We start from the raw sequence: 24,636 nt of genomic DNA, 5'->3' as shown, positions 1-24,636 counted from the left end.
GTGAATCGCATCATGGATACGATGCGAGTGTTCAGGGAGCGCAGTGCTCGGACGGCCGTTCGCACCGCGGCGGCCGGTGAGGGAAGCGAGAAAGGGCCTTCATGGGGCGTCGGCTGGTGCCGCTCACACTGGACAACCTTCAGGATCTTCCGCAGCGCTGCCGCTCCTGTGTCTTCTGGGAGCTGGACCCCGTCAGCGGGGAGGCGGCGGTCAAGTCCGGTACGGCCGACGAGGAGAAGGAATCCTGGATCTCCGCCGTTCTGCTCGACTGGGGCTCCTGCGGCCGCGTGGTCTACGTCGATGACGCACCGGTGGGCTATGTGCTCTACGCCCCTCCCGCCTATGTCCCGCGTTCGTCCGCCTTCCCGACGAGCCCGGTCTCACCGGACGCCGTTCAGCTGATCACGGCTTTCATCAAGCCCGGCTATCAGGGCCAGGGGCTCGGCCGGGTGCTGGTGCAGACGGTGGCCAAGGATCTGCTGCGCCGGGGCTTTAAGGCCATAGAGGCATTCGGTGACGCCCGCTGGAAGGAGCCCGCCTGTCTGCTGCCGGCGGACCATCTGCTGGCCGTGGGTTTCAAGACGGTACGGCAGCATCCGGCGCATCCCCGGCTGCGGCTGGAGCTGCGGTCGACGCTCTCCTGGAAGGAAGACGTCGAGATGGCGATCGACCGGCTGCTGGGCGCGGTGCAGAAGGAGCCGGCGCTGCGGCCGTTGTAGTGGCCATTCCTGGACGGACACAAAACGAAGGGGCCGACCCCTGGAGGTCGGCCCCTTCGTGTTTCACGTGAAACATCACTCGGCGATGAAGTCCTCGAGGTCGCGAACGATCGCGGCCTTGGGCTTGGCGCCGACGATGGTCTTGGCGACCTCGCCACCCTGGTAGACGTTCAGGGTCGGGATGGACATGACGCCGTACTTGGCGGCCGTGGCCGGGTTCTCGTCGATGTTGAGCTTGACGATCTCGATCTTGTCGCCGTGTTCGGCCGCGATCGCCTCCAGGGAGGGGGCGATCTGGCGGCAGGGACCGCACCAGGCGGCCCAGAAGTCCACCAGGACGGGCTTGTCGTTCTTGAGGACATCCTCGTCGAAGGAGGCGTCGGTCACGTTCTTCAGGGCGGCCACGCTGGGCTCCTTAACTTGATCGTGGGGTGGGGAGAGGGAAGGAAGCTGAGAGGAGTGTCAGACCGCGGCGGTCTTCTCGGGCTCGGCCTGGTCCTCGTCCGCCAGGGCGGCGAGGTAGCGCTCGGCGTCCAGGGCGGCGGAGCAGCCGGTGCCGGCCGCCGTGATCGCCTGGCGGTAGGTGTGGTCGACCACGTCACCGGCGGCGAAGACACCGGTCACATTGGTGCGGGTGGACGGAGAGGCGACCTTCAGGTAGCCCTCCTCGTCGAGGTCCAGCTGGCCCTTGAACAGCTCGGTGCGCGGGTCGTGGCCGATCGCGATGAACAGGCCCGTCACGGGCAGCTCGGACAGCTCACCGGTCTTGAGGTTGCGCAGCTTCAGGCCGGAGAGCTTCTGCTCGCCCTGGATCTCGGCGACCTCGCTGTCCCACACAAACTTGATCTTCGGGTCGCCGAAGGCGCGCTCCTGCATCGCCTTGGAGGCGCGCAGGGTGTCCCGGCGGTGGACGATCGTCACGGACTTGGCGAAGCGCGAGAGGAAGGTGGCCTCCTCCATCGCGGTGTCGCCGCCGCCGATCACGGCGATGTCCTGGTCCTTGAAGAAGAACCCGTCGCAGGTGGCGCACCAGGAGACACCGCGGCCGGACAGCGCGTCCTCGTTCGGGAGGCCGAGCTTGCGGTGCTGGGAGCCGGTGGTGACGATGACCGCCTTCGCCTTGTGGACCGTGCCCGCGGTGTCGGTGACGGTCTTGATCTCCCCGGTGAGGTCGACCGAGACGATGTCGTCCGGGATCAGCTCGGCACCGAAGCGCTCGGCCTGCGCCCGCATGTTGTCCATGAGGTCGGGGCCCATGATGCCGTCACGGAAGCCCGGGAAGTTCTCCACCTCGGTGGTGTTCATCAGCGCGCCACCGGCGGTGACGGCGCCCTCGAACACCAGGGGCTTCAGCGACGCACGGGCGGTGTAGAGCGCCGACGTGTAGCCTGCGGGCCCGGAGCCGATGATGATCACGTTACGGACATCGCTCACGGCTTTATTCCTCGTCTCTGGTCTGCGTCAGTCGACCGGTGGAAGTCCCTTTCGGGGCTCTCACCCCACCCAACGGATCCTACGGGGCGCGCATTCCCGCTGTGTCCGCGCACACGCGTGCGCGAGATGCCCGACCGAGACGCGGGTCGACGCGGGTCAGGGACGGGCGACGGGCTGTTTCAGCAGAACCTTGCCGGCGGAGACGGACCGCTGTCCGAGGCAGGCGGCGTCGACCACGTAGGCCGTGACGCGCGCGCTGTCCTGAGTGTCGGGGAGGACGACCAGATAGGCACGCTTCCCGTCGTAGGTACCGGCCTTCGCGGCCAGGGCCTGTCCGCCCCGCGGGACCGCGAGCCGGACGCAGTCGGGAACGGCGACCTGGGGCTGGAGGAGGGTGTTCGCGCTCTCGCCCGTCTGCGGGGTGTTCTGGCCGGCTCCCGGCTGCTGACCTCCCTCCCGCTGGGGACTCTTCTTCGCGGTCAGCAGCTCCCGTACCTGGTTCTGGACGCTGCTGCCCGAAAACGCGTCAGTGGACGCGCTCGGCCTGCCGTGGGCCGCCGGGGAGGACGTACCGCCGCCGAACGACTGGAGCACCAGCGCGCCGGCTCCCAGGACGGCGGCGGCCAGCACACCGCCCAGCACGGCGGTCCTGCGGCGGCGGCCGGGCCCGTTCTTCTTCCGGCCCGGCCCGGTCGCGGCCTGCGGGCGGCCCACGGGGCGGTCGGTGGAGCGGTCGGCGGGCCGGTCAGTGAGTCGGTCGGCGGGAGCGGTTGCTCCGTGTGCGGCGGTGGTCGATGTTTCACGTGAAACATCGACTGCGGTCTCCGGCCGGGAAGCGTTGAGCGGCGCCTCGGCGGCCAGGGCGGCATCGATGCGCTGGGCCACTTCGACCGGCATGGGCTCCGTCGCCCGCGCGGAGCCCAGCAGCCCGCGGATCTCCTCCAGGGAGGCGTAGACGTCCGCGCAGGGCTCGCAGGCGTCCAGATGGCGCCGCACGTCCGTGCTGCGGTCGGGCGGGAGAAGACCCTCGGCGAGGTCGGAGATCTCGGTGACGTCCGGGTGCCCGGCCGTGTCCGTCGTCGATGTCACGCTCGCCCACCTCCGCCCTTCGCTACGGCTGAATCGGTCGGTCCCGTCTCCGGGAGGCTCGTGTCACAAGCCCCCGTCGCGGATGGGACGGATGTCCCTTGCACCCGGTTCCCGCCGGGACGCAGATGGGCGAGCAGGGGCAGCAACCGGGCCCTGCCACGGGCGCACCGACTCTTCACCGTGCCCGTCGGCACATCGAGGATCCGGGCCGCTTCGGCGACCGGGTAGCCCTGCATGTCCACCAGGACCAGCGCGGCCCGCTGCTCCGGCGCCAGGGTGCCCATCGCCTCGATGAGCTGGCGGTGCAGATCATTGCGCTCGGCCGGAGCGGACGCGGACTCGTGCGGCTCCAGCAGCTGCTCCAGCCGCTCGGTGTCGTCCACCGGTGCGGTCTTGCGCGTGGCCGCCTTGCGGGCACGGTCCAGGCAGGCGTTGACCGTGATCCGGTGCAGCCAGGTCGTCACCGCCGACTGGCCCCGGAAGGTGCCCGCGGCCCGGTAGGCCGACACCAGGGCGTCCTGCACCGCGTCGGCGGCCTCCTCGCGGTCCCCCAGCGTGCGCAACGCGACCGCCCAGAGCCGGTCCCGGTGCCGTCGGACGATCTCGCCGAAGGCATCGGGCTCGCCCCGCACATGGCGGGCGAGCAACTCCTGGTCGCTCACCCCGTCGTATCCGGCGCCCTCCGCCATCTGCCCCTCCGGTCCGGGTGAGACGTCAGCCCGTGAACTTCACTTCGCCGATGGCCTGCTTGTAACCCGCTCTGGAGTAGAGCTCGGAGTCATAGTCGGACTTCGGCAGGGCAGTCAGCCAGACGAGGACGTACCGCGTCTTCAGCTGCTTGGTGACCTTCACATCGGCGGTGGTGCCGGTGGTGGTGACACTGCCGATCTTGGTCATCGAGTCCAGCGACGACGGGTTCAGCGAGTCCGCGGCGTACAGCTCGACCGTGGTGTGGTCGCCGCCGTAGCGCAGGCTGAGCGTGGCCGCGTCGAGCTGGGTGGCCGAACCGAGGTCGTAGACGATGCCGACGCCCGGCTTCAGCGGCGCGATGGACGGACCGTCGTTGAATGACTTGGTCTTCCAGTAGGTCGAGGGATTGCCGTCGTACGTCTTGTCGACGTTGGCGGCGCTCTGCGCATCGCCCTCGGCGACGAACTCCTGGCTGCCCTGGATCTTTATCGGCGCCGGCGGCTGATTGGCGGTCTTGTCGCCGCCGTCCGTGGTGTGGCTCTTGTTGGTCTCGTTCGACTTGCCGCCCCGGTCCATCAGGGCATCCGCCAACTGCCAGCTGCCCAGGCCCAGAGCGGCGATGAGGAGGGCGGAGACCGCCCACTTCAGGGCCTTGCCGGTACGGCTCTGGAGCGGGGGCGGCGGAGCGGCGACCGGCTGGGGGGCGCCGGAGTGCGGCGCCGGACGGCCGTAGGTGCCCTGCTGGTAGGTCGTGCGCTGGTACTCGGGCGGTGCGGTGAACGCCGGCTCCGGCGGGCGGATGCGCGGCATCTCGCCGATCGCCTTCACCAGCTCCTCCGGCGTGGTGCACGGCGCCTCGTGCCGGGAGGCGGTGGCCCCGTCGTTGACGAGCGCCCGCATGGCCAGTTCGGACAGACCGCGGTGGACTCCGGCCCGCACCTGGTCCGGCGCGATGAGGCCGATGTCCTTGGGGAGGCCCGACAGACCGTAGGCGTCGTCCTCGTAGGGCCAGCGCTGGGTCAGCGCCGCGTACAGCAGGGCGCCGATCGCCTCGGTGTCGGTGCGCTGCGGGGTGTCGGAGCTGATGCCGCGCAGCGCGGCGTTCACCGCGAGGCCGCGGATGCGCCACTGGCCGGTCGAGGCGCGCAGCACGGCGTTGGGGTTCAGCCGCAGATGGGCGAGGCCCTCGCGGTGTGCGGCGGCCATGGCGGAGGCGACCTGACTGACCATCTGGTACGCGTCGTGCGGCTCCAGCGGTCCGGCCGTGAGCAGCGTGGTCAGTTCGGTCGCGTCGGGCAGCCATTCGTGGACGACGTAGACGAGATCGTTCTCCTCGACCGCGTCGAGGACCTGGACGAAGCGCGGGTCGCCGAGCAGTGCGGAGGCACGGGCCGCGGCGAGGACCGAACGGGCCCGCGTGTGGTCCGCCGGCAGGACGTGGACGCCGACGGCGCGGCGCAGCTTCTCGTCGACCGCACGCCAGCTGCTGAATCCGTCCAGTCGGGTGACGCACTCCTCCAGCCGGTAGCGTCTGGCGAGCTTGTGACCGCTGTGCAGTTCGGGCGGCGAGGTCTGCTGGAGAGAACCCTTCGCGTCGCTCCCCCGCCCCCCGTCGCCGTCCGTGTCCCGCTGCGGGTTCTTGGCCACCCCGTCGGCCGTGGACTGGTCCGCCTTCGCGGTCAGCGGCTGCTCGCCGCTGTTGTCTGCCACGTCGACGGCAGCCGTGCTCCGTTCCGCCACCGTCGTCCCTGCCTCCCCATCCGTTGCGCGCTGTCCGACGCCGAAACCAATTGTGCCCACAGTCGGCCGCTATGCACGACACACGGCGGCGGACGATGGTTGTGCGCTTACCCCCGCCTCAGCGGCCCAGCCGCCCGCGCACCATGCCCACGAGCGAGTTCAGTTCGTCGATCCGCATCCGGCGGGCGGCGACGAAGAAGACACCGAGCAGTACGGCCCCGCCGGCGACCAGCGCCGCGAAGGAGCCGATGACGCCCTGGCCGAGGGTATGCCCGATGCCGTAGCAGGCCGCGCCGCTGAGCAGGGCCGCCGGTACCGAGGCGATGCACAGCCGGGCGTACGTGCGCAGCACCCGCGCGCCGTCCAGGTCGCCGCCGAGGCGCTTGCGCAGCCGCCGCCAGGCGACGATGACGCCGATCGCGTAGGCGATGCCGTACGCGGCCGCCATGCCGGCGACCGCCCAGCGGGCCGGCAGCAGGAAGAAGCACAGCGCCGAGGCGCCCGCGTTGACCGCGGCGACGATGACGGTGTTGTAGAAGGGGGTGCGGGTGTCTTCATAGGCGTAGAAGGCGCGCAGGACGACGTACTGCACCGAGAACGGGATCAGGCCGAGGCCGAAGGCCATCAGCATGTAGCCCATGTTGGTGGCCGAGCCGACGCCGGAGCTGCCGAAGATCAGGGTGCACATCGGGATGCCCAGCGACACGAAGCCGAAGGCGACCGGGACGATGGCGACCGCGGTGGTCCGCAGGCCCTGGGAGATGTCGTCGCGTACGGCGCCGCCGTCGCCCTCGGAGGCCGAGCGGGAGATGCGCGGCAGCAGCGCGGCCATCAGGGAGACCGTGATGATGGCCTGCGGCAGGCCCCAGATCAGCTGGGCGTTGGCGTAGGCGGCGAAGCCGGTGCCCGAGACACCGGAGTCCTTGCCGGCCGCGGTGGACAGCTGGGTGACGATCATGGCGCCGGCCTGGTTGGCGAGGACGAACAGGAACGTCCACTTGGCGAGCGCCGCCGCCTTGCCCAGACCGTGGCCGCGCCAGTCGAACCGAGGCCGGATCCGGAACCCGGTCTCGCGCAGATAGGGGATCATCGCCAGCGCCTGTACGACCAGGCCGAGCAGCACACCGACGCCGAGCAGGCGCTGGCCCTGCGGCGGGATGTTCGTGACCGTCATGTGGGAGTGGGCCGCGGTGCCGTAGACCCAGATGAACATGCCCAGCGTCACGATGATGACGATGTTGTTCAGGACCGGGGTCCACATCATCGCGCCGAACTTGCCGCGCGCGTTGAGCACCTGCCCCATCACCACATGGATGCCCATGAAGAAGATCGAGGGCAGGAAGTAGCGGGTGAAGGTGACGGCGACCTCGTTGGCCGCCGGGTTGCTGGCGACCGGGTTGGAGATCAAGCGGACCAGCAGGGGGGCCGCGAACATCGCGAGGGCGGTCAGCGCGGCCAGTGCGACCATCACGAGGGTCAGCAGCCGGTTGGCGAAGGCCTCGCCGCCGTCCTCGTCCTCCTTCATCGAGCGGACCAGTTGCGGCACGAAGACCGAGTTGAGGCCGCCGCCGACGGTGAGGATGTAGATCATGGTGGGCAGCTGGTAGGCGACCTGGAAGGAGTCGCCGAGGAAGCCGAGCCCGAGCGCGGAGACGATCAGCGCGGAGCGGACGAAGCCGGTGAGCCGGGAGACGAGGGTGCCCGCCGCCATCACGGCGCTGGACTTCATCAGTCCGCCGACCTTGCCGCCCTTCTTGGCGGGCGCGGCGGTCGCCACGGAGACCGCGGGCGCCATGACCGTCTCGGCCGGCCCGGACCCGGACGGGGCACCAGGAGCCGGAGCCGGTGCGGGCGCCGGGGGCTGCACCGGGTTCTGGGCGGAGGCGTAGGGCGCGGCGGACGCGGCCGGGTATCCCTGCCCGGCGTACGGATTCTGCTGCTGCGGGTGCCGGTCGTAGGCGGGCGGGTACGGGTCGGCGGGCGCCCCTCCCATGCCCGGCGCGGCGGCCGGGCCCGGAACGCCCGGCGGGTCCAGCGGCGCGTGCCCGCCGCTGTGCTGCTGGTCCTTGAAGAGATGCGCGAAGGCGTCCGGCTCGTGGTACTCCTCGCCGGAGTTCGACACCAGGTCGTCCACGCCCACGAACTGGGTGGTGCGCGGGTCGTCGCCGTAGGGCAGGTAGGGTGCCGCGCCCTCCGGCTCGGGCGGCGGGGTCTGCGCCCACACCCGCGGGTCGGGTGCGTACGGCGACTGGGCGGGCTGCCCGTACAGCGGCTGCTCGTGGGCACCCGGAGGCGGCGGTGGGTGCGCGGCGCGGTCGTAGAGCGCCTCGGCGACCGGGTCCTGGGCGGTCAGGTCGTGTGCCCGGTAGGGATCCTGGTCGTAAGCGTCCTGGAGGTACATGTCCGCCGCTTGCTGCGGCGGTACCTGGCCGGGCTCGGGCGGCGTCTCGGGGTAGCCCGAGCCGGCCGCGCCCTGGCCGCGGTCACCGTCGTACGGCGCGTTCATGCCTTACCCCACCTCATCGTCCCGGGCCCACCGGCCACGACATCGCTCAACGGTCCACTCTCTCACCCGTCCCGGACGGGTCGGTGTTTTCCGGTGCGGTGTCCGGCGCAGGGTCACTCGGCTGCTCCGGGTCGTCTGCCCCGGCGGCGGAGTCGGACTCTTCCGGGAGACGTTCTCCGGGTGTGCCGGGGTTCCCCGGCTCGTCGGAGGGTTCCCCGGCCGTGCCGTCGCCGTCGTCTCCGGCCTGGCGGGCGGCGGCGCGCTTGCGCTGGGTGTACATGCGGAAGCCGGCGAGAACGAGGAGCAGCACACCGCCGCCGATGACCAGCATCACCGTGGGGGTGACCTCGGTGACCTTCACATCGAAGCTGACGGGGGCGCCGTACTCCTGGCCGTCCTCGGTGTACAGCTGGGCGATCACCGTGGCCCGGCCGTTGGCGTTGGCCGAGGTGGTGAACTTCACGGACTGGGCGTGGCCGCCGGCGATGTCGACGGGCTGCTCGTAGTACGCCTTTCCGCCGATCTTCAGTCGGGTCGGCTGGGTCGAGGTGAGGCGCAGCACCAGGTGGCCGACCGGCTGGACCAGGTTGTTCTGGACGGTCACCGGGATGGTCGCGCTGCGTCCGGAGAGCTTGGTCTCGGACTTGTCGATCAGCCGGACCTGTCCGGCCAGGTCGTCCAGCCAGGACTCGACACCGCTGCGGAAGCTGTCCCCGGCCTCGGACTGGCCGCGCCACGAGGTGGACATCCCGCGGTTTATGGCCCGCCCGAAGGGGGTGACCACGCGGGACTGGTCGGAGAGGATCACCTGGAAGTCGTCGAGCTTGTCCTGGGTCCGGGCGATCTGCTGGAAGGCCGAGGCCGGCAGCTCCTGCCGGCGCAGGTACGAGGGATAGGCGGAGGTCGACGGGATGCGCGTGGTGGCGTCCGGATCGGGCTTGGCCTTGGCCGCCGCCGTCAGATCCTGCGCCTGCGACCAGGTACCGCCCTGGAGCGCCCGTACGGCCGCGGCCATCGCCTTCGCCTGGGCCGCCGAGGGCAGCCGCTGCGGGGCGACCACGATGCTGCGCTGCTGATCCGTCTGCGCGTTGATCTCAAGGCTCTGGGCCAGGAACTCCTGCACGGCGAGCGTGGCGGAGTCCGCCTTCGTCAGATCGCCCTCGAAGGCCGTGGACAGCTTGGCGTCCGCGACGACCGCCGTGGTGCCGCCGCCGACCGGGCGGGCGGCGGAGGGCGTGTACGACAGCCCGGCCGTCTCCTGGAGGCTGTCGCTGCGGGCGATCACCCGGTCCGCCCCGGCGGAGGTCGCGACCCGCATGATCGACGGATCCACGGCACCGTCCACCGGCCACGCGTAGTCCGTGCTCGGCGTGACGTGGAGCACGGTCTTCACAGTGGTGGCGGCGACGTCGGTCGCGTCCTTGAGATGGCTGAGGGAGCCGGTGACGCTGGTGCCGCGGTGGGCGAGGGAGGCCAGGTCGGGGTCGGCGAAGGGCAGGGCGACGACCTCCTTGCCGACCACCGCCTTCTGGAGGTTCGCCAGCCACTGCTTGGCCAGCGCCTGGTGCTCCCTGGGCCCCGCGACCGTGGTGTCGCCGTCGCCTTGCAGCCGGTAGTTGCCCGATGCCATGGCGTCCACGGAGGCCAGCAGGTCCGGGTCGATCACCCAGGTGACGTCCAGGTCCTTGCCCAGGCTGACCATCTGGTCCAGCCGGCCGCCCGGCGCCAGCTCCTTGGCCAGCTCGTCGTCGAGGAACACCGGAGTCTGAAGCTCGCCGGCGCCCGTCTTGGCCGTCATGTGGACGGAGGACAGCAGCGGCCACAGGACCGTCGTCCTGGTCCGGGGGTCGGCGTCGGACGGCTGCCACGGCAGGAACGTCCGCTGGCCGCCGAGCACCTGCTGCCAGGGCTGGGCGGAGGTCTGCCCGGACAGGGCGACCCCGAACTCGTAGACACCGTTCCCGCCGAGGTCGAGCTTGTCCACCGGCACGGAGATGCTGAAGTGCTCGGCGACGCCCGGCGCCAGCTTGGCGAACTTCTGCTCGTACTTGCCGCCGACCTCGGAGCCGCTGACGCCCCGGATGTCGTCGGGATGCCGGGCCACGTCGTCGATCCCCGAGCGGGTGTTCAGCATCGGGCCGACCCGCAGGCCCACATGGGCGCCGGTGACGGTCTGCTTGCCGTTGTTGGTCACCGTGCCGGCGACGGTCAGGGTGTCGCCGTCCGTGGGGGCGTTGGGGGTCAGCGAGTCCAGGGCCACGGATACCGGCTCATCGGACGCGGCCGCGGCGGGCGCGGCGGCGGGCAACTGGAGCAACCCGGCCAGCAGGGGCGCCCCGGCGAGCAGCGCTCCGGTGCGCCGCAGCCACCGGCGCGCGGGTGAGGCACTGGTCCCCTGGAAGTCAGCCGCCTCGGCCACGCGCTCGCCCGTCCCTCGTCGTTTCAGTGGTCGTCGGAATGTGCGTCCCCGCATGGTAACGAGACGCGCTGAGCGGAAGTGCCGCGGTCCAGGTCACAAGATCGCCAGGTGGCGACGGCCCGTCCTCTATATCCAGTATCGAGGGGAGAGGGTCCGTACGCCGCAAGAGCTGCGCTTGCACGGGTATGCCGGAAGTCGTCCGGGGACCGCTGCGGCCGGGCCCCGGCCCGAATGGGGGCGCCTCGCGGCGTCCGGGGCACGTACCCTCTTCTGTTGTGCCGAATCCCAACGAAGACACTCCCTCCGCCCTGAGCCAGGCGCAGCAGCGCGCGGTCACCGAGCTGCTGCGGGTGGCGCCGGTCGCCGACGACCTCGCCCGCCGATTCCGGGAGGCGGGGTTCTCCCTCGCCCTGGTCGGCGGGTCGGTGCGCGACGCACTGCTCGGCCGGCTCGGCAATGACCTGGACTTCACCACCGATGCCCGTCCCGCGGACGTGCTGAAGATCGTCCGGCCCTGGGCCGACGCGGTCTGGGAGGTGGGGATCGCCTTCGGCACCGTGGGCGCGCACAAGAGCGCACGGGTCGGGGACACCGACATGACCTTCCAGATCGAGATCACGACCTACCGGTCGGAGGCGTACGACCGCACCTCGCGCAAGCCCGAGGTGTCCTACGGCGACTCCATCGAGCAGGATCTGGTCCGCCGGGACTTCACGGTCAACGCGATGGCCGTGGCCCTGCCGGAGAAGGAGTTCATCGATCCGCACGGCGGCCTGGCTGACCTCGCGGCCCGTGTGCTGCGGACGCCGGGCACGCCGGAGGAGTCCTTCTCGGACGACCCGCTGCGGATGATGCGGGCCGCCCGGTTCGCCGCCCAGCTGGACTTCGAGGTCGCCCCCGAGGTCGTCGCCGCCATGACGGACATGGCCGGGCGTATCGAGATCGTCTCCGCGGAGCGGGTCCGGGACGAGCTGAACAAGCTGATCCTCTCCGACCACCCCCGCAAGGGGCTGACCCTGCTTGTCGACACCGGGCTCGCCGCCCGGGTGCTGCCCGAGCTGCCGGCGCTGCGCCTGGAGAGCGACGAGCACCACCGGCACAAGGACGTCTACGAGCACACGCTGATCGTTCTGGAGCAGGCGATCGCGCTGGAGGAGAACGGCCCCGACCTGACGCTGCGGCTGGCGGCGCTGCTGCACGACATCGGCAAGCCGCGCACGCGCCGCTTCGAGAAGGACGGCCGGGTCTCCTTCCACCACCACGAGGTGGTCGGCGCCAAGATGACCAAGAAGCGCATGACCGCCCTGAAGTACTCCAACGAGCTGGTGAAGGACGTCTCCCGGCTGGTCGAGCTGCATCTGCGCTTCCACGGCTACGGCACCGGGGAGTGGACGGACTCGGCGGTCCGCCGGTACGTCCGTGACGCGGGACCGCTGCTGGACCGCCTGCACAAGCTGACCCGCTCCGACTGCACCACCCGCAACAAGCGGAAGGCGGCCGCGCTGTCGCGGGCCTACGACGGCCTGGAGGAGCGCATTGCCCAGCTCCAGGAGCAGGAGGAGCTGGACTCGATCCGCCCGGACCTCGACGGCAACCAGATCATGGAGATCCTGGGCGTCGCTCCCGGCCCGGTGATCGGCAAGGCGTACAAGCACCTGCTGGAGCTGCGGCTGGAGAACGGCCCGATGGAGCATGACGCCGCGGTGGCCGCGCTGAAGGAGTGGTGGGCCGGACAGGAGTGAGGGGATCGGCCCGGCCGATGTTTCACGTGAAACATGCGCTGGGCCGACCGCACCGAGGATCGATGTTTCACGTGAAACATCGATCCTCTTTTCGTCCCCCTGCTCCCCGGAGCAGCCGCTCGAAGTACGCCAGCAGTGCGGCGACGCACGCGTAGAGCACGGCGACGAGCACAACCAGCAGCGGCGATCTTCCGTCCGGCGGAAGCATCAGAGCGGCCACACCGGCCGCACCGACGAAGGCTACGTTGAAGAGGACGTCGTAGACGGAGAAGATCCGTCCGCGAAAGCCGTCGTCCACGCAGGACTGGACGATGGTGTCGGTGGCGATCTTGGCGCCCTGGGTGATCAGGCCCAGCACGAAGGCGGCGACGAGCAGCGGTGCGGTGCTGAACGGCAGACCGAGTACGGGCTCCAGTACCGCGGCAGCCGCCGAGCACACCACGATCCAGCGGATCGGCCCCAGTCTTCCCGCCGCCCAGGGCGTGACCGCGGCCGCCACGAAGAACCCGGCACCGGACAGGGCCAGCGCCAGACCGAGCAGCCGCAGCCCCTCTTCGGGGCCGGACGCGAGGGTGTAGCGGCACAGCATGAGCAGCAGGACGAGCAGAGCGCCGTAGGAGAAGCGCATCAGCGTCATCGATGCCAGCGCCCAGGCCGCCTCCCTGCGCCGCGGAGCGGCCAGGTGCCGGAGGGCGGCGAGCAGATCGCGTGCCGTGTCGGCGAGCGCGGTCATGAGGTGCGGTTGCAGTTGCCGCTGGTCGGGGCCGAGCAGGGCGGGTGCCATGCTCAGGGAGACCAGGCCCGCGCACAGATACAGCAGGGCGCCCAGCAGCACCACCGCGGTGTCGGAGCCCGAGGACAGCAGGCGTACCCCGAAGGCGAGCCCGCCTCCGGCGGTCGCGGCGAGGGTGCCGGCCGTCGGGGACAGGGAGTTGGCTATCACCAGCCGCTCGGCGTCGACCACGCGGGGCAGGGCCGCGGACAGCCCGGCGAGGATGAAGCGGTTGACGGCCGTGACACACAGCGCGGAGGCGTAAAAGAGCCAGGCCGGGACATCGCCCGCCATCAGTGCGGCGGTGCCGGCGGCCAGCAGGGCGCGCAGCAGATTGCCGTGGACGAACACCTGGCGGCGCCGCCAGCGGTCCAACAGGACACCCGCGAAGGGGCCGACGAGCGAGTAGGGGAGCAGCAGTACCGCCATCGCCGAGGCGATCGCGGCCGCCGAGGTCTGCTTCTCCGGGGAGAAGACGACGTAGGCGGCGAGCGCGACCTGGTAGACGCCGTCGGCGCCCTGGGACAGCAGACGGACGTACAGCAGGCGCCGGAAGTGCCGCAGGCGCAACAGGACGCGCAGATCACGGACGACGGGCATGGGGCACAGCCTCACACATGCGGAAGGTCCCCGGACCGGGACCCGGGGACCTTCACAGCCCTGGCAGGAGCGATTTTGTACGAGCCGTTCCCCGTGGCGCGCCCTGCTCCGAGGAGCCGGCGCGCCACGCCGTCAGGCGGTGCCGAGCTTCAGCGCCCGCGCCGTGCAGGGCTTGAGCGCCCTGCACCGTGCCGGACTAGCGCTCGACGTCGCCGCGGATGAACTTCTCGACGTTCTCGCGGGCCTCGTCGTCGAAGTACTGCACCGGCGGGGACTTCATGAAGTACGAGGACGCGGAGAGGATCGGGCCGCCGATGCCGCGGTCCTTGGCGATCTTCGCGGCGCGCAGGGCGTCGATGATGACACCCGCGGAGTTCGGGGAGTCCCAGACCTCGAGCTTGTACTCCAGGTTCAGCGGGACGTCACCGAAGGCGCGGCCCTCGAGGCGGACGTAGGCCCACTTGCGGTCGTCCAGCCAGGCCACGTAGTCGGACGGGCCGATGTGGACGTTCTTCTCACCGAGGTCCCGGTCGGGGATCTGGGAGGTGACGGCCTGCGTCTTGGAGATCTTCTTGGACTCCAGGCGCTCGCGCTCGAGCATGTTCTTGAAGTCCATGTTGCCGCCGACGTTCAGCTGCATCGTGCGGTCCAGGATGACACCGCGGTCCTCGAACAGCTTCGCCATGACGCGGTGCGTGATGGTGGCGCCGACCTGGGACTTGATGTCGTCACCGACGATGGGCACACCGGCCTCGGTGAACTTGTCCGCCCACTCCTTGGTACCGGCGATGAAGACCGGAAGGGCGTTGACGAAGGCGACCTTGGCGTCGATGGCGCACTGGGCGTAGAACTTCGCCGCGTCCTCGGAGCCGACCGGCAGGTAGCAGACCAGAACGTCGACCTGCTTGTCCTTCAGGACCTGGACGACGTCGACCGGCTCGGCCTCCGACTCCTCGATGGTCTGGCGGTAGTACTTGCCCAGACCGTCGAGGGTGTGGCCGCGCTGCACGGTGACGCCGCTGTTCGGCACGTCGCAGATCTTGATGGTGTTGTTCTCGGAGGCGCCGATCGCGTCCGCGAGGTCGAGGCCGACCTTCTTGGCGTCCACGTCGAACGCGGCCACGAACTCGATGTCGCGCACGTGGTAGTCACCGAACTGCACGTGCATCAGGCCGGGGACCTTGGCCGCCGGGTCGGCGTCCTTGTAGTACTCGACTCCCTGCACCAGCGACGCGGCGCAGTTGCCCACGCCGACGATGGCTACGCGAACCGAACCCATTCCGGTTGCTCCCTGTGTGTACGAGTGAGGCCCTGACTGGGACTCACGTGGCGGTGTCGCCGGGCGTATCCGTCCGGGAGGTGCTCCCGCGACGGGGCAGGCCGCCCGTCGATCCAGTGGTGTTGTCCTGTTGAGCGGGCCCCCCGGACGCGGAACTTCTCAGGTCGCGTCCGGCTCGCTCGCTCTCGATGAGCTCGTTCAGCCAGCGCACTTCGCGCTCCACGGACTCCATCCCGTGGCGCTGGAGCTCGAGTGTGTAGTCGTCCAGGCGCTCCCGCGTCCGGGTCAGGGAGGCGCGCATTTTCTCCAGGCGCTCCTCCAGCCGGCTGCGCCGGCCCTCCAGCACGCGCATGCGCACATCGCGGGAGGTCTGCCCGAAGAAGGCGAACCGTGCGGCGAAGTGCTCGTCCTCGTACGCGTCGGGACCGGTCTGCGAGAGCAGTTCCTCGAAGTGCTCCTTACCTTCCGCCGTCAACCGGTAGACGATCTTGGCGCGGCGTCCGGCGAGGGGAGCGGCGAGGGCGTCCTCGTGGGTGTTGCCCGGTTCCTCCGTCAACCAGCCGTTCATGACCAGCGTCTTGAGGCAGGGATACAGGGTCCCGTAGCTGAATGCGCGGAATACACCCAGGGACGTGTTGAGTCGTTTACGCAGCTCGTAACCGTGCATAGGGGACTCGCGCAGCAGGCCGAGCACGGCGAACTCGAGGATGCCGGAGCGCCGGCTCATCATCGCCTCCTCCCGGCCCGCGGCTCCCACCGCAGGTCTCCCAGTGCCTTCTCAGCGTCTTTATCTCGCGCTGATGTATCGACTCGATACATCACGACGATAGAACGGTGTCTCGCATGCGACAAGAGGGACGGTGGTGAACGGGATCACATAACCGATTCCTAGGAGGCAACTTGCCTGGTTTGCGGTGAACTTCGGGGCTCGGCGGGTTTTGGCGGTGCGTAGTCTGTGCGGCATGCAGACCACCGGGAACCATGCGACGCCCGGGGAGCGTCGTCGTCCCCGGTGCAGTACGGGTGAAATGCGTGACCGACCACATCCGTACGTCGGGGGGACCGGAAACCAGCCGCCAGTCCAGGCGCGCAAGGGTGCGCCTGCCCGAGGAGTAATCGTTCGATGAGCGAGCACCGTCGCAAACCGCCGCAGCCGCAGGGAGGCGGACGTGCCGCGGCCCGACGCGGCCAGCCCGGTTCGTCCCCCGGCCGCCGCGCGGCACCGCGAGGCGCCAGCGGATCGCCTGCCGACTCTCCGGGAGACGAGGGGCGGACGTACGGCGGCCGCGCCGAGGCCCGGCGCGCGGCTCAGAGAAGCGGTGGCGGACGCCGCAGATCCGAACCCGCGGGCCGCCGCGGCGGTCCGGGCGGCCCGTCCGGACCCGGACGCGGCAGGGGGCACACCTCCCCGCCCGGCAAGAAGCGGATCATCGACTATCCCCGCACGGCCAAGTACGGGTGGCGCCGATGGGTGCCGTCCTGGAAGCTCGTGTCAGGCATGTTCATCGGCTTCATCGGCTGTCTGGTGGCCGTCGCCGGCATCGGGTACGCGATGGTGAGCGTCCCTATCGTGGCCAAGACCGCGAGGGCGCAGAACAACGTCTACTACTGGTCCGACGGATCGGTGATGGTCGCGACCGGCGGTGAGATCAACCGTCAGATCATCAATTACGAGGACATTCCCTCGGAGATGCGCTATGCCGTCATCTCCCAGGAGAACAAGACCTTCGAGACCGACAGCGGTGTGGACCCGAACGGCATCGCCCGCGCGGTCTTCAACATGGCGCGCGGCGGTCAGACCCAGGGTGGTTCGACGATCACCCAGCAGTACGTCAAGAACGCCATGCTCGACGACCAGTCGCAGACGCTCTCCCGCAAGTTCAAGGAGATCTTCGTCGCGATCAAGGTGGGTGCCACGGTGCCCAAGTCGGAGATCATGGCCGGTTATCTGAACTCGGCGTACTTCGGCCGCGGCGCCTACGGCATCCAGGCGGCCTCGCGCGCGTACTTCAACATCGACGCCAAGGACCTCAATCCGGGTCAGTGCGCCTTCCTCGCGGCGATGCTGAAGGGTGCCACCTACTACGACCCGGCCGGCGCGACCTCGCTCGACCCCGCCGCCACGGCCCAGGCGAACCAGAAGCGCGCTCTCGGCCAGATGCAGGACACCCTCGACAAGATGGTCAAGTACGGCCATCTCAGTGCCGCCGAGCGGGACAAGTACCGCACGCTGCCGCACTGGCAGAACCCGCGGTCGAACAGCCGGCTCAGCGGCCAGATCGGTTACCTGGTCGACCTCGCCAAGTCGTACCTGATCAACAACAGCGACAAGACGCACGTCACCGCGGAGGATCTCCAGAAGGGCGGCTACCGGATCCACACGACCTTCGACAAGAAGAAGGTCAACGCGCTGGAAGCGGCCATCAAGAAGGTCCAGAAGGCGAACATCAAGCCCAAGGAACGTCCGAAGTACGACACCTACGTCCAGTTCGGCGGCGCCTCGGTCGACCCGTCGTCGGGTGCCATCAAGGCCATCTACGGCGGTGAGGATGCGACCAAGCACTTCACCGACAACGCCGACTCGACCGGGGCCCAGGTGGGTTCGACCTTCAAGCCCTTCGTGCTGGCCGCCGCGATGAAGTGGGGTGTGCGTGACCCGCACGGGCCGCCGGACCAGGGTCCGGACCAGCGCACGATCGCCTCTCCCAAGAGCCTGTACAGCGGCAAGAACAGGCTCAAGATCGAGAAATACGACCACACCGTCTGGACGGACAAGGACGGCAAGGAGTGGTTGCAGACCAACGACGGCAATGACTCCGTCGGCAGCCCACCGGACTACAAGATCGACCTCCGCGAGGCGATGCAGTTCTCGGTGAACTCCGCCTATGTGCAGCTCGGCATGGACGTGGGCCTGGACAAGGTCGAACAGTCCGCACTGTCCGCGGGCCTGCTCAAGGGCAGCCTGGCCAGCTCCAACTACCCGTCCTTCTCGATCGGCACCTCCGACCCGAGCGCCATCCGCATGGCCGGCGCCTACGGCACCTTCGCCAACAGCGGTAAGCAGAACGACCCGTACTCGGTCGAGAAGGTCGAGAGCAAGGACGGGGTCGTCTACACACACGAGGTGAAGCCGAAGGAGGCCTACCCGGCGAACGTGGCGAACAACGTCACCGACGTCCTGCGGACCGTGGTCGACAAGGGCACGGGTACCAACGCCCAGCTGCCCGGCCGCGAGGTGGCCGGCAAGACCGGAACCACCGACGGCAACAAGTCGGCCTGGTTCGTCGGCTACACCCCGCAGCTGTCCACCGCGATCAGCATGTTCCGCCTGGACGACAACGCGAACAACAAGCAGCGGACGTTCCTGCAGATGTACGGAACGGGCGGCCAGAAGCAGATCCACGGTGCCTCGTTCCCGTCGGAGATCTTCCACGACTACATGACCGAGGCGCTTCAGGGGCAGCCGGCGCTGACGTTCCAGGCCCCCCAGCCCATCGGCCAGGTCCTGAACGCCGACCCGAGCCCGTCGCCGTCCCAGTCGACCGAACCGAGCCCGTCCACCAGCCCGTCGACGAGCCCGTCACCGAGCGTCAGCACCTCCCCGAGCCCGTCGAGCAGCCAGAGCTGTGGCTTCTTCGGCTGCACCGACGGCGGCAACGGCAACGGCGGCGCCAACGGCAACGGCAACGGAGGGGACGGCACCGGAGGCGTGGACGGCGGGCCGTCGCCCTCGACGTCCACCGTCCCCGGCACCGACGGAGGCACCCGAGGCAACGGGAACGGCAACGGCAACGGGAACGGAGGCACCCTCTGGGGAGGCGCGACGGGCTAGCCCGATCGCTCCGACCGATTGGCGGTCGTATCGCCCGCCATGCCTGTTTCACGTGAAACATGGGCCGCCGCACTCACCGGGTGCGGCGGCCCTCCGCGTTTTCATGGACTGGTACGGCAGGATGTGGGACATGCCCAGCGCAGAGACGACACCTCCGGGCGTGTACGAGCCCGAGCCGGAGCGGCCCGCCCCACCGGAACCGGTGCGGCCGACCAGGGAGGACGAGGTCGCCGCGGCCGGCAGTGAGCTGGTCGGAGGCCCCATCGGGCGGTACGCCCTGCTCGGAACCTCCTGGTGGACGCCCGTGCGGGTCGTCGCACTCGTGGCGATCGGCATGTTCGCCCTGGGCCTGGTCCAGAAGGCGCCGTGTTACCACAGCGCCTGGTTCTTCGGTGCCAGCTCCCAGTACACCAAGGCCTGCTACTCCGACATCCCGCACCTCTACCAGGGCCGCGGCTTCGCCGATCACCTCGTGCCCTACTTCGACCGGCTCCCGGACGACCTCTCCGGCGGCATGGGGTATCTGGAGTACCCCGTGCTGACCGGTGTGTTCATGCAGGTGGCCTCGTGGCTGACCCCGCACAGCGGCGGCATCCAGCACCAGGAGCAGTGGTACTGGTTCGTCAACGCCGCCCTGCTGATGGTCTGCACGGCCGTGCTCGCCGTCTGCGTGGCCCGCACCCACCGCCGGCGCCCCTGGGACGGCCTGCTGGTCGCTCTGGCGCCCGCCGCGGCGCTGACCGCCACCGTCAACTGGGACCTGCTGGCGGTGGCGCTGACGGCCGCCGCGATGCTGATGTGGTCCCGCAGCCGCCCGGTCGCCTTCGGCGTCCTCCTGGGGCTCGCCACGGCCGCCAAGCTCTACCCGGTGCTCCTGCTCGGCCCGCTGCTCGTGCTGTGCTGGCGGGCGGGCCGCTGGCGGGAGTTCGGGCAGGCCGTGGCGGGAACCGTGGTCGCCTGGCTGGTGGTGAACCTGCCGGTGATGCTGTTCGCCTATCCCGGCTGGTCGAAGTTCTACTCGTTCAGCCACGACCGGGGCGTCGACTTCGGCTCGTTCTGGCTGATCTGGTCCCAGAACTCCGACCACCCGCCGAGCACCGACTTCGTGAACACCGCCGCCACCGTGCTGATGGTGCTGTGCTCCCTCGGTATCGCCGTGCTCACGTTCACCGCCCCCCGCCGGCCGCGCTTCGCGCAGCTGGCCTTCCTGATCGTGGCGGTCTTCGTCCTCACCAACAAGGTCTACTCGCCGCAGTACGTGCTCTGGCTGGTGCCGCTGGCGGCCCTCGCCCGGCCCAAGTGGCGGGACTTCCTGATCTGGCAGGCGTGCGAGGTGGCGTACTTCCTCGGTATCTGGATGTACCTCGCCTACACGACCAGCGGAGACGCCCACAAGGGACTGCCGACGCACGGCTACCAGTGGGCGATCGCGGTGCACCTGCTCGGCACGCTGTACCTGTGCGCTCTCGTCGTACGCGACATCCTGATGCCGGAGCGGGACGTGGTGCGCCGGTCCGGGGACGACGACCCCTCGGGCGGGGTGCTCGACGGGGCGGAGGACGTCTTCGCCTTCGCCGCGGTGAACCCGCCGCCCCGGCACGCCGGCCGGCCCGAGGCGCCGCAGGTGGAGTGGGGCAGGCCGGAATCGGCGTCTCCGCAGGGCCGTTCGCTGTGAGCGAACGCCTCGGCTGAGTCCACACGCGGCTTCGTCCCGAGGCAGGGACCGAGGGCAGGAAGAAGGCCGTACACGGAGCTCCGTGTACGGCCTTCCCGCTGCTGCGGAGCGATGTCGCCGACAGGCGTTGTCGGACCGGCGGGCCGCGAAACCGGTGTCAGCAGTCCACGATGCGGTCGAACTGCGTGGTGGTGTGCCGCAGATGGGCCACCAGCTCGTCGCCGACCTTGGGCTCCGGGGCGTCCGAGGGGACGAACAGGATCGACACCTGCATGTGCGGCGGTTCGGCGAACCAGCGCTGCTTGCCGCCCCAGACGAACGGGGAGAGGTTCCGGTTGACCGTGGCGAGACCGGCGCGGGCGACGCCCTTGGCGCGCGGCATGACGCCGTGCAGCGCCTTCGGGGCCTCCAGGCCCACCCCGTGCGACGTACCGCCCGCCACGACCACCAGGAAGCCGTCGGAGGCCGCCTTCTGCTGCCGGTAACCGAACCGGTCGCCCTTGGTCACCCGCGTGACGTCCAGGACGGCACCGCGGTACTGGGTCGCCTCATGGTCCCCCAGCCACAGCCGCGTGCCGATGCGGGCACGGAACCGGGTCTGCGGGAACTGCTGCTGGAGCCGGATGAGTTCGTCGGCCTTGAGGTGGCTGACGAACATCGTGTGCAGCGGCAGCCGGGCCGCGCGCAGCCGGTCCATCCAGCCGATGACCTCCTCGACGGCGTCCGAGCCGTCGGTGCGGTCCAGCGGCAGATGGATGGCGAAGCCCTCCAGGCGGACGTTCTCTATGGCCTGGTGCAGCTGCGGCAGGTCCTGCTCGCTGATGCCGTGCCGCTTCATCGAGGACATCACCTCGATGACGACACGGGCGCCCACCAGGCCGTACACGCCGTCGATCGAGGAGACCGAACGCACGACCCGGTCGGGCAGCGGCACCGGCTCCTCGCCGCGCCGGTAGGGCGTCAGCACCAGCAGGTCGCCGCCGAAGTAGTCCTTGATGCGCGCGGCCTCGTACGTGGTGCCGACGGCGAGCAGGTCCGAGCCGAGCCGGGTGGCCTCCTCCGAGAGCCGTTCGTGCCCGAAGCCGTAGCCGTTGCCCTTGCAGACCGGGACCAGGCCCGGAAACTGCTCCTGCACGTGCTTGTGGTGCGCCCGCCAGCGCGCGGTGTCGACGTAGAGCGTGAGCGCCATGGCCGGACCCGGACCCTTTCTCGTGGCTGAGGTGTATCGGGGGTGTGAGTGCTGTGCACCCTATGGAATCAAACGCCGACGGCTCAGCGGCGCGACATGTAGATGTCGAGCGCCTTGTGGAGCAGCTTGTTCAGCGGGAAGTCCCATTCGCCGAGGTACTCGGCGGCCTGTCCGCCCGTGCCGACCTTGAACTGGATCAGGCCGAACAGGTGGTCCGACTCGTCCAGCGAGTCGGAGATGCCGCGCAGGTCGTAGACGGTGGCCCCGAGCGCGTAGGCGTCGCGCAGCATGCGCCACTGCATCGCGTTCGACGGCCGGACCTCGCGGCCGATGTTGTCGGAGGCGCCGTAGGAGTACCAGACGTGCCCGCCGACGATCAGCATGGTGGCCGCGGACAGGTTCACGCCGTTGTGCCGGGCGAAGTACAGCCGCATGCGGTTGGGGTCCTCGGTGTTGAGGGCCGTCCACATGCGCTGGAAGTACGACAGCGGGCGCGGCCGGAAGTGGTCGCGCACGGCCGTGATTTCGTACAGCCGCTGCCACTCGGCGAGGTCCTGGTAGCCGCCCTGGACGACCTCGACGCCGGCCTTCTCGGCCTTCTTGATGTTGCGGCGCCACAGCTGGTTGAAGTTCTTGTGGACCTCTTCCAGGGAGCGGTTCGCCAGCGGCACCTGGTAGACGTAGCGCGGCTGGACGTCGCCGAAGCCCGCGCCGCCGTCCTCGCCCTGCTGCCAGCCCATGCGGCGCAGCTTGTCGGCGACCTCGAAGGCGCGCGGCTCGATGTAGTCGGCCTCCAGGTCGCGCAGGCGCTTGACGTCCGGGTCCTGGATGCCCTTCTTGATCGTCTCGGCGTTCCAGCGCCGGATGATCACCGGCGGCCCCATCTTCACGGAGAAGGCGCCCTGCTGCTTCAGGTGCGCGAGCATCGGCTGGATCCAGTCGTCCAGGTTCGGCGCGAACCAGTTGATGACCGGGCCCTCGGGCAGATAGGCGAGATAGCGCTTGATCTTGGGCAGCTGACGGTAGAGCACCAGGCCCACGCCGACCAGGTGACCGGTGCGCTCGTCGAACCAGCCGAGGCTCTCCGAGCGCCACTCCGCCTTCACGTCGGCCCAGGCCGGGACCTGCATGTGGCTCGCCGACGGCAGGCTCTGGATGAATGCCAGATGCTGCTCTCGGCTGATGGTCCTCAGGGTCAGGCTCATGTCGGGGCGCTCCTCGGGCTGGTGTGTCCCCATGGGTACAGGGGCTCCGGCTCTCGCGCCGAAGCCTACTGCGCCCGCTGAGCGCCCCGATGGGGCGGACGGCTTAGAAGGGGCCGCCCGCGCCGGGCGGCCCGCACGGAGATCGTCTTCGCGCAGGCCGCTCCGGGAGGGACCGGGCCGTCAGAAGAGGCCGCCGAACAGGCCGCCGTGCGCCATGCCGATCAGCAGGCCGACGCCCGAGGCACCGAGGCCGAGGATCAGCCCGAAGCGCTCGCGCGTGGTCACCGAGACCCACTGCCCGTAGGCGCCGGTGAAGATACCGACCAGGCCGGCCCAGGACGTGAGCAGGTGCAGACCGGGGAAGAACGCGGTGATGAAGGACAGCAGGCCCAGGACCAGCGTCACGGCCATCAGGATGTCCGGGAGCGGATGGGTCTTGCCGTCGCTGGCGAAGAGGGATCCGGCGGTGTTGGGCTGCAAAGCCTGTGCCATGGGGCACCTCCTGCGGAAGGCGGCGCATCGTAGCGCCGTACACACCCGACGTGTACAGATTGTCGGCCCTCACGGCCGGATTTCAACCGGAAGCGGGTGTGCGGGTAGTCTGTACCGTCTGCACCGGTGTCTGCCCGGATCCGCGGCGGGGAATCCTCGCGGAGCCCCTGATCTTCAGAGCACTCCCCTGATTGTCAGTGCCGGCCGATACCGTTGCGAACGCATTAGACCCTCCTGCCACGGAACGACCGTGGCCGCTGAGTCCAAAGGAGGTGGGTTCCACATGCGTCACTACGAGGTGATGGTCATCCTCGACCCCGATCTCGAGGAGCGTGCTGTCTCCCCGCTGATCGAGAACTTCATGTCCGTCGTCCGTGATGGCGGCGGCAAGGTGGAGAAGGTCGACACCTGGGGCCGTCGTCGTCTCGCCTACGAGATCAAGAAGAAGCCCGAGGGCATCTACTCGGTCATCGACCTGCAGGCCGAGCCTGCGGTCGTCAAGGAACTCGACCGTCAGATGAACCTGAACGAGTCGGTCCTCCGGACCAAGGTCCTCCGTCCCGAGATGCACTGAGCCACGGCTCAGTGCATCTCGGGATTCGAGTAGCAGCAAGCAGCCAGCAGCAAACCCGCCGAGAGGTTCCCCCATGGCAGGCGAGACCGTCATCACGGTCATCGGCAATCTTGTCGACGACCCCGAGCTGCGCTTCACCCCGTCCGGTGCGGCGGTCGCGAAGTTCCGCGTCGCGTCCACTCCCCGCACCTTCGACCGTCAGACCAACGAGTGGAAGGACGGCGAGAGCCTGTTCCTGACCTGCTCGGTCTGGCGCCAGGCGGCGGAGAACGTCGCCGAGTCGCTCCAGCGAGGCATGCGCGTGATCGTGCAGGGCCGGCTGAAGCAGCGGTCCTATGAGGACCGTGAGGGCGTCAAGCGCACGGTCTACGAGCTGGACGTCGACGAGGTCGGCCCCAGCCTGCGCAACGCCACGGCCAAGGTCACCAAGACCTCCGGTGGTGGCGGCCGCGGTGGCCAGGGTGGTTACGGCGGCGGCGGTGGCGGCCAGCAGGGCGGCGGCTGGGGCGGAGGCCCCGGTGGCGGTCAGCAGGGCGGCGCTCCTGCCGACGACCCGTGGGCGACCGGCGCTCCCGCCGGTGGCAACCAGGGTGGCGGCGGCTGGGGCGGTGGCTCCGGCGGCAGCGGTGGCGGCGGCTACTCGGACGAGCCTCCTTTCTAGGGCTCGTATCCCACACTT

General features: G+C 69.7%; 19 protein-coding genes. 6 read left to right on the top strand and 13 right to left on the bottom strand.

All coding sequences use genetic code 11. The features are described 5' to 3' along the window. Positions 1–101: 101 nt before the first annotated feature. Positions 102–719, top strand: coding sequence for a GNAT family N-acetyltransferase (locus ACZ7EC_RS14255; RefSeq protein WP_471062372.1), 618 nt, complete (start codon positions 102–104; stop codon positions 717–719). A 75-nt stretch (positions 720–794) separates the two neighbouring features. On the opposite strand, the gene trxA is transcribed toward ACZ7EC_RS14255, so the two are convergent. The 7 genes from trxA to ACZ7EC_RS14220 form a co-directional block, all read right to left on the bottom strand. Beyond that, the gene (gene trxA, locus ACZ7EC_RS14250) at positions 795–1,124 is read right to left on the bottom strand and encodes a thioredoxin (protein ID WP_037650402.1); all 330 of its coding nucleotides are present in this window, start codon (positions 1,122–1,124) and stop codon (positions 795–797) included. A 57-nt stretch (positions 1,125–1,181) separates the two neighbouring features. Then, positions 1,182–2,153, bottom strand: a complete 972-nt coding sequence (gene trxB / locus ACZ7EC_RS14245) for a thioredoxin-disulfide reductase (RefSeq protein ID WP_471062370.1) — start codon at positions 2,151–2,153, stop codon at positions 1,182–1,184. A gap of 156 nt (positions 2,154–2,309) precedes the next feature. Beyond that, a complete protein-coding gene (locus ACZ7EC_RS14240) occupies positions 2,310–3,242 on the bottom strand; it encodes a zf-HC2 domain-containing protein (RefSeq protein WP_471062368.1) in 933 nt (310 codons plus the stop codon). Next, a complete protein-coding gene (gene sigM / locus ACZ7EC_RS14235; protein ID WP_471062366.1) occupies positions 3,239–3,931 on the bottom strand; it encodes an RNA polymerase sigma factor SigM in 693 nt (230 codons plus the stop codon). The genes ACZ7EC_RS14240 and sigM overlap by 4 nt, the downstream gene beginning before the upstream one ends. Positions 3,932–3,956: 25 nt before the next feature. Further along, positions 3,957–5,672, bottom strand: a complete 1,716-nt coding sequence (locus ACZ7EC_RS14230; RefSeq protein ID WP_471062364.1) for a serine/threonine protein kinase — start codon at positions 5,670–5,672, stop codon at positions 3,957–3,959. A gap of 118 nt (positions 5,673–5,790) precedes the next feature. Further along, entirely contained in the window at positions 5,791–8,178 is a 2,388-nt protein-coding gene (murJ, locus tag ACZ7EC_RS14225) for a murein biosynthesis integral membrane protein MurJ (RefSeq protein ID WP_471062362.1), read from the bottom strand. Positions 8,179–8,224: 46 nt separating this feature from the next. Then, on the bottom strand, positions 8,225–10,597 hold the full coding sequence (locus ACZ7EC_RS14220) for a DUF6049 family protein (RefSeq protein WP_471062361.1): 2,373 nt from the start codon (positions 10,595–10,597) through the stop codon (positions 8,225–8,227). Positions 10,598–10,872: 275 nt separating this feature from the next. On the opposite strand from ACZ7EC_RS14220, the gene ACZ7EC_RS14215 reads away from it, so the two are divergent. Continuing rightward, positions 10,873–12,339 (top strand): CCA tRNA nucleotidyltransferase, encoded by a 1,467-nt coding sequence (locus ACZ7EC_RS14215; RefSeq protein WP_471062359.1) that lies wholly within the window; start codon positions 10,873–10,875, stop codon positions 12,337–12,339. 67 nt (positions 12,340–12,406) lie between these two features. Here ACZ7EC_RS14215 and ACZ7EC_RS14210 read toward each other — a convergent pair whose 3' ends face one another. The 3 genes from ACZ7EC_RS14210 to ACZ7EC_RS14200 form a co-directional block, all read right to left on the bottom strand. Then, positions 12,407–13,711, bottom strand: coding sequence for an MFS transporter (locus ACZ7EC_RS14210; protein WP_471062358.1), 1,305 nt, complete (start codon positions 13,709–13,711; stop codon positions 12,407–12,409). Positions 13,712–13,907: 196 nt separating this feature from the next. Further along, complete coding sequence (locus tag ACZ7EC_RS14205; protein WP_397985062.1) at positions 13,908–14,990, bottom strand: inositol-3-phosphate synthase; 1,083 nt, start codon at positions 14,988–14,990, stop codon at positions 13,908–13,910. 43 nt (positions 14,991–15,033) lie between these two features. Further along, positions 15,034–15,717, bottom strand: coding sequence for a PadR family transcriptional regulator (locus ACZ7EC_RS14200; RefSeq protein WP_397987243.1), 684 nt, complete (start codon positions 15,715–15,717; stop codon positions 15,034–15,036). 396 nt (positions 15,718–16,113) lie between these two features. On the opposite strand from ACZ7EC_RS14200, the gene ACZ7EC_RS14195 reads away from it, so the two are divergent. Both ACZ7EC_RS14195 and ACZ7EC_RS14190 read left to right on the top strand, forming a co-directional pair. Beyond that, positions 16,114–18,822 (top strand): transglycosylase domain-containing protein, encoded by a 2,709-nt coding sequence (locus tag ACZ7EC_RS14195; protein WP_471062356.1) that lies wholly within the window; start codon positions 16,114–16,116, stop codon positions 18,820–18,822. Positions 18,823–18,952: 130 nt separating this feature from the next. Then, entirely contained in the window at positions 18,953–20,497 is a 1,545-nt protein-coding gene (locus ACZ7EC_RS14190) for a glycosyltransferase family 87 protein (RefSeq protein WP_471062354.1), read from the top strand. A gap of 157 nt (positions 20,498–20,654) precedes the next feature. Here ACZ7EC_RS14190 and ACZ7EC_RS14185 read toward each other — a convergent pair whose 3' ends face one another. The 3 genes from ACZ7EC_RS14185 to ACZ7EC_RS14175 form a co-directional block, all read right to left on the bottom strand. Continuing rightward, positions 20,655–21,686, bottom strand: a complete 1,032-nt coding sequence (locus ACZ7EC_RS14185; RefSeq protein ID WP_471062352.1) for an alanine racemase — start codon at positions 21,684–21,686, stop codon at positions 20,655–20,657. 83 nt (positions 21,687–21,769) lie between these two features. Further along, positions 21,770–22,891 carry a peptidoglycan bridge formation glycyltransferase FemX gene (gene femX, locus ACZ7EC_RS14180; RefSeq protein WP_471062351.1) on the bottom strand — a complete coding sequence of 374 codons (1,122 nt, stop codon included), beginning with the start codon at positions 22,889–22,891 and terminating at the stop codon, positions 21,770–21,772. A 180-nt stretch (positions 22,892–23,071) separates the two neighbouring features. Next, positions 23,072–23,383 carry a hypothetical protein gene (locus ACZ7EC_RS14175; protein WP_471062349.1) on the bottom strand — a complete coding sequence of 104 codons (312 nt, stop codon included), beginning with the start codon at positions 23,381–23,383 and terminating at the stop codon, positions 23,072–23,074. 283 nt (positions 23,384–23,666) lie between these two features. Here ACZ7EC_RS14175 and rpsF point away from each other — a divergent pair, with 283 nt between their 5' ends. Both rpsF and ACZ7EC_RS14165 read left to right on the top strand, forming a co-directional pair. Beyond that, on the top strand, positions 23,667–23,957 hold the full coding sequence (gene rpsF, locus ACZ7EC_RS14170; protein ID WP_037650441.1) for a 30S ribosomal protein S6: 291 nt from the start codon (positions 23,667–23,669) through the stop codon (positions 23,955–23,957). A gap of 73 nt (positions 23,958–24,030) precedes the next feature. Then, positions 24,031–24,618, top strand: a complete 588-nt coding sequence (locus ACZ7EC_RS14165) for a single-stranded DNA-binding protein (RefSeq protein WP_471062348.1) — start codon at positions 24,031–24,033, stop codon at positions 24,616–24,618. The last annotated feature ends 18 nt before the right edge of the window (positions 24,619–24,636 follow it).

The sequence above is a fragment of the Streptomyces sp. NPDC037203 genome (genome assembly GCF_055605065.1).
Note: the sequence above shows the minus strand (reverse complement) of the source record. Positions and strands in the feature narration are given on the sequence as shown.

Excerpts from the sequence above, each read along its gene's own strand:
- rpsF (WP_037650441.1), top strand. The coding sequence starts at position 23,667 with ATGCGTCACTACGAGGTGATGGTCATCCTCGACCCCGATCTCGAGGAG.
- ACZ7EC_RS14200 (WP_397987243.1), bottom strand. The coding sequence starts at position 15,717 with ATGAGCCGGCGCTCCGGCATCCTCGAGTTCGCCGTGCTCGGCCTGCTG.
- ACZ7EC_RS14190 (WP_471062354.1), top strand. The coding sequence starts at position 18,953 with ATGCCCAGCGCAGAGACGACACCTCCGGGCGTGTACGAGCCCGAGCCG.
- ACZ7EC_RS14165 (WP_471062348.1), top strand. The coding sequence starts at position 24,031 with ATGGCAGGCGAGACCGTCATCACGGTCATCGGCAATCTTGTCGACGAC.
- ACZ7EC_RS14175 (WP_471062349.1), bottom strand. The coding sequence starts at position 23,383 with ATGGCACAGGCTTTGCAGCCCAACACCGCCGGATCCCTCTTCGCCAGC.
- femX (WP_471062351.1), bottom strand. The coding sequence starts at position 22,891 with ATGAGCCTGACCCTGAGGACCATCAGCCGAGAGCAGCATCTGGCATTC.
- ACZ7EC_RS14195 (WP_471062356.1), top strand. The coding sequence starts at position 16,114 with ATGAGCGAGCACCGTCGCAAACCGCCGCAGCCGCAGGGAGGCGGACGT.
- ACZ7EC_RS14255 (WP_471062372.1), top strand. The coding sequence starts at position 102 with ATGGGGCGTCGGCTGGTGCCGCTCACACTGGACAACCTTCAGGATCTT.
- ACZ7EC_RS14205 (WP_397985062.1), bottom strand. The coding sequence starts at position 14,990 with ATGGGTTCGGTTCGCGTAGCCATCGTCGGCGTGGGCAACTGCGCCGCG.
- ACZ7EC_RS14185 (WP_471062352.1), bottom strand. The coding sequence starts at position 21,686 with ATGGCGCTCACGCTCTACGTCGACACCGCGCGCTGGCGGGCGCACCAC.
- murJ (WP_471062362.1), bottom strand. The coding sequence starts at position 8,178 with ATGAACGCGCCGTACGACGGTGACCGCGGCCAGGGCGCGGCCGGCTCG.
- sigM (WP_471062366.1), bottom strand. The coding sequence starts at position 3,931 with ATGGCGGAGGGCGCCGGATACGACGGGGTGAGCGACCAGGAGTTGCTC.
- ACZ7EC_RS14210 (WP_471062358.1), bottom strand. The coding sequence starts at position 13,711 with ATGCCCGTCGTCCGTGATCTGCGCGTCCTGTTGCGCCTGCGGCACTTC.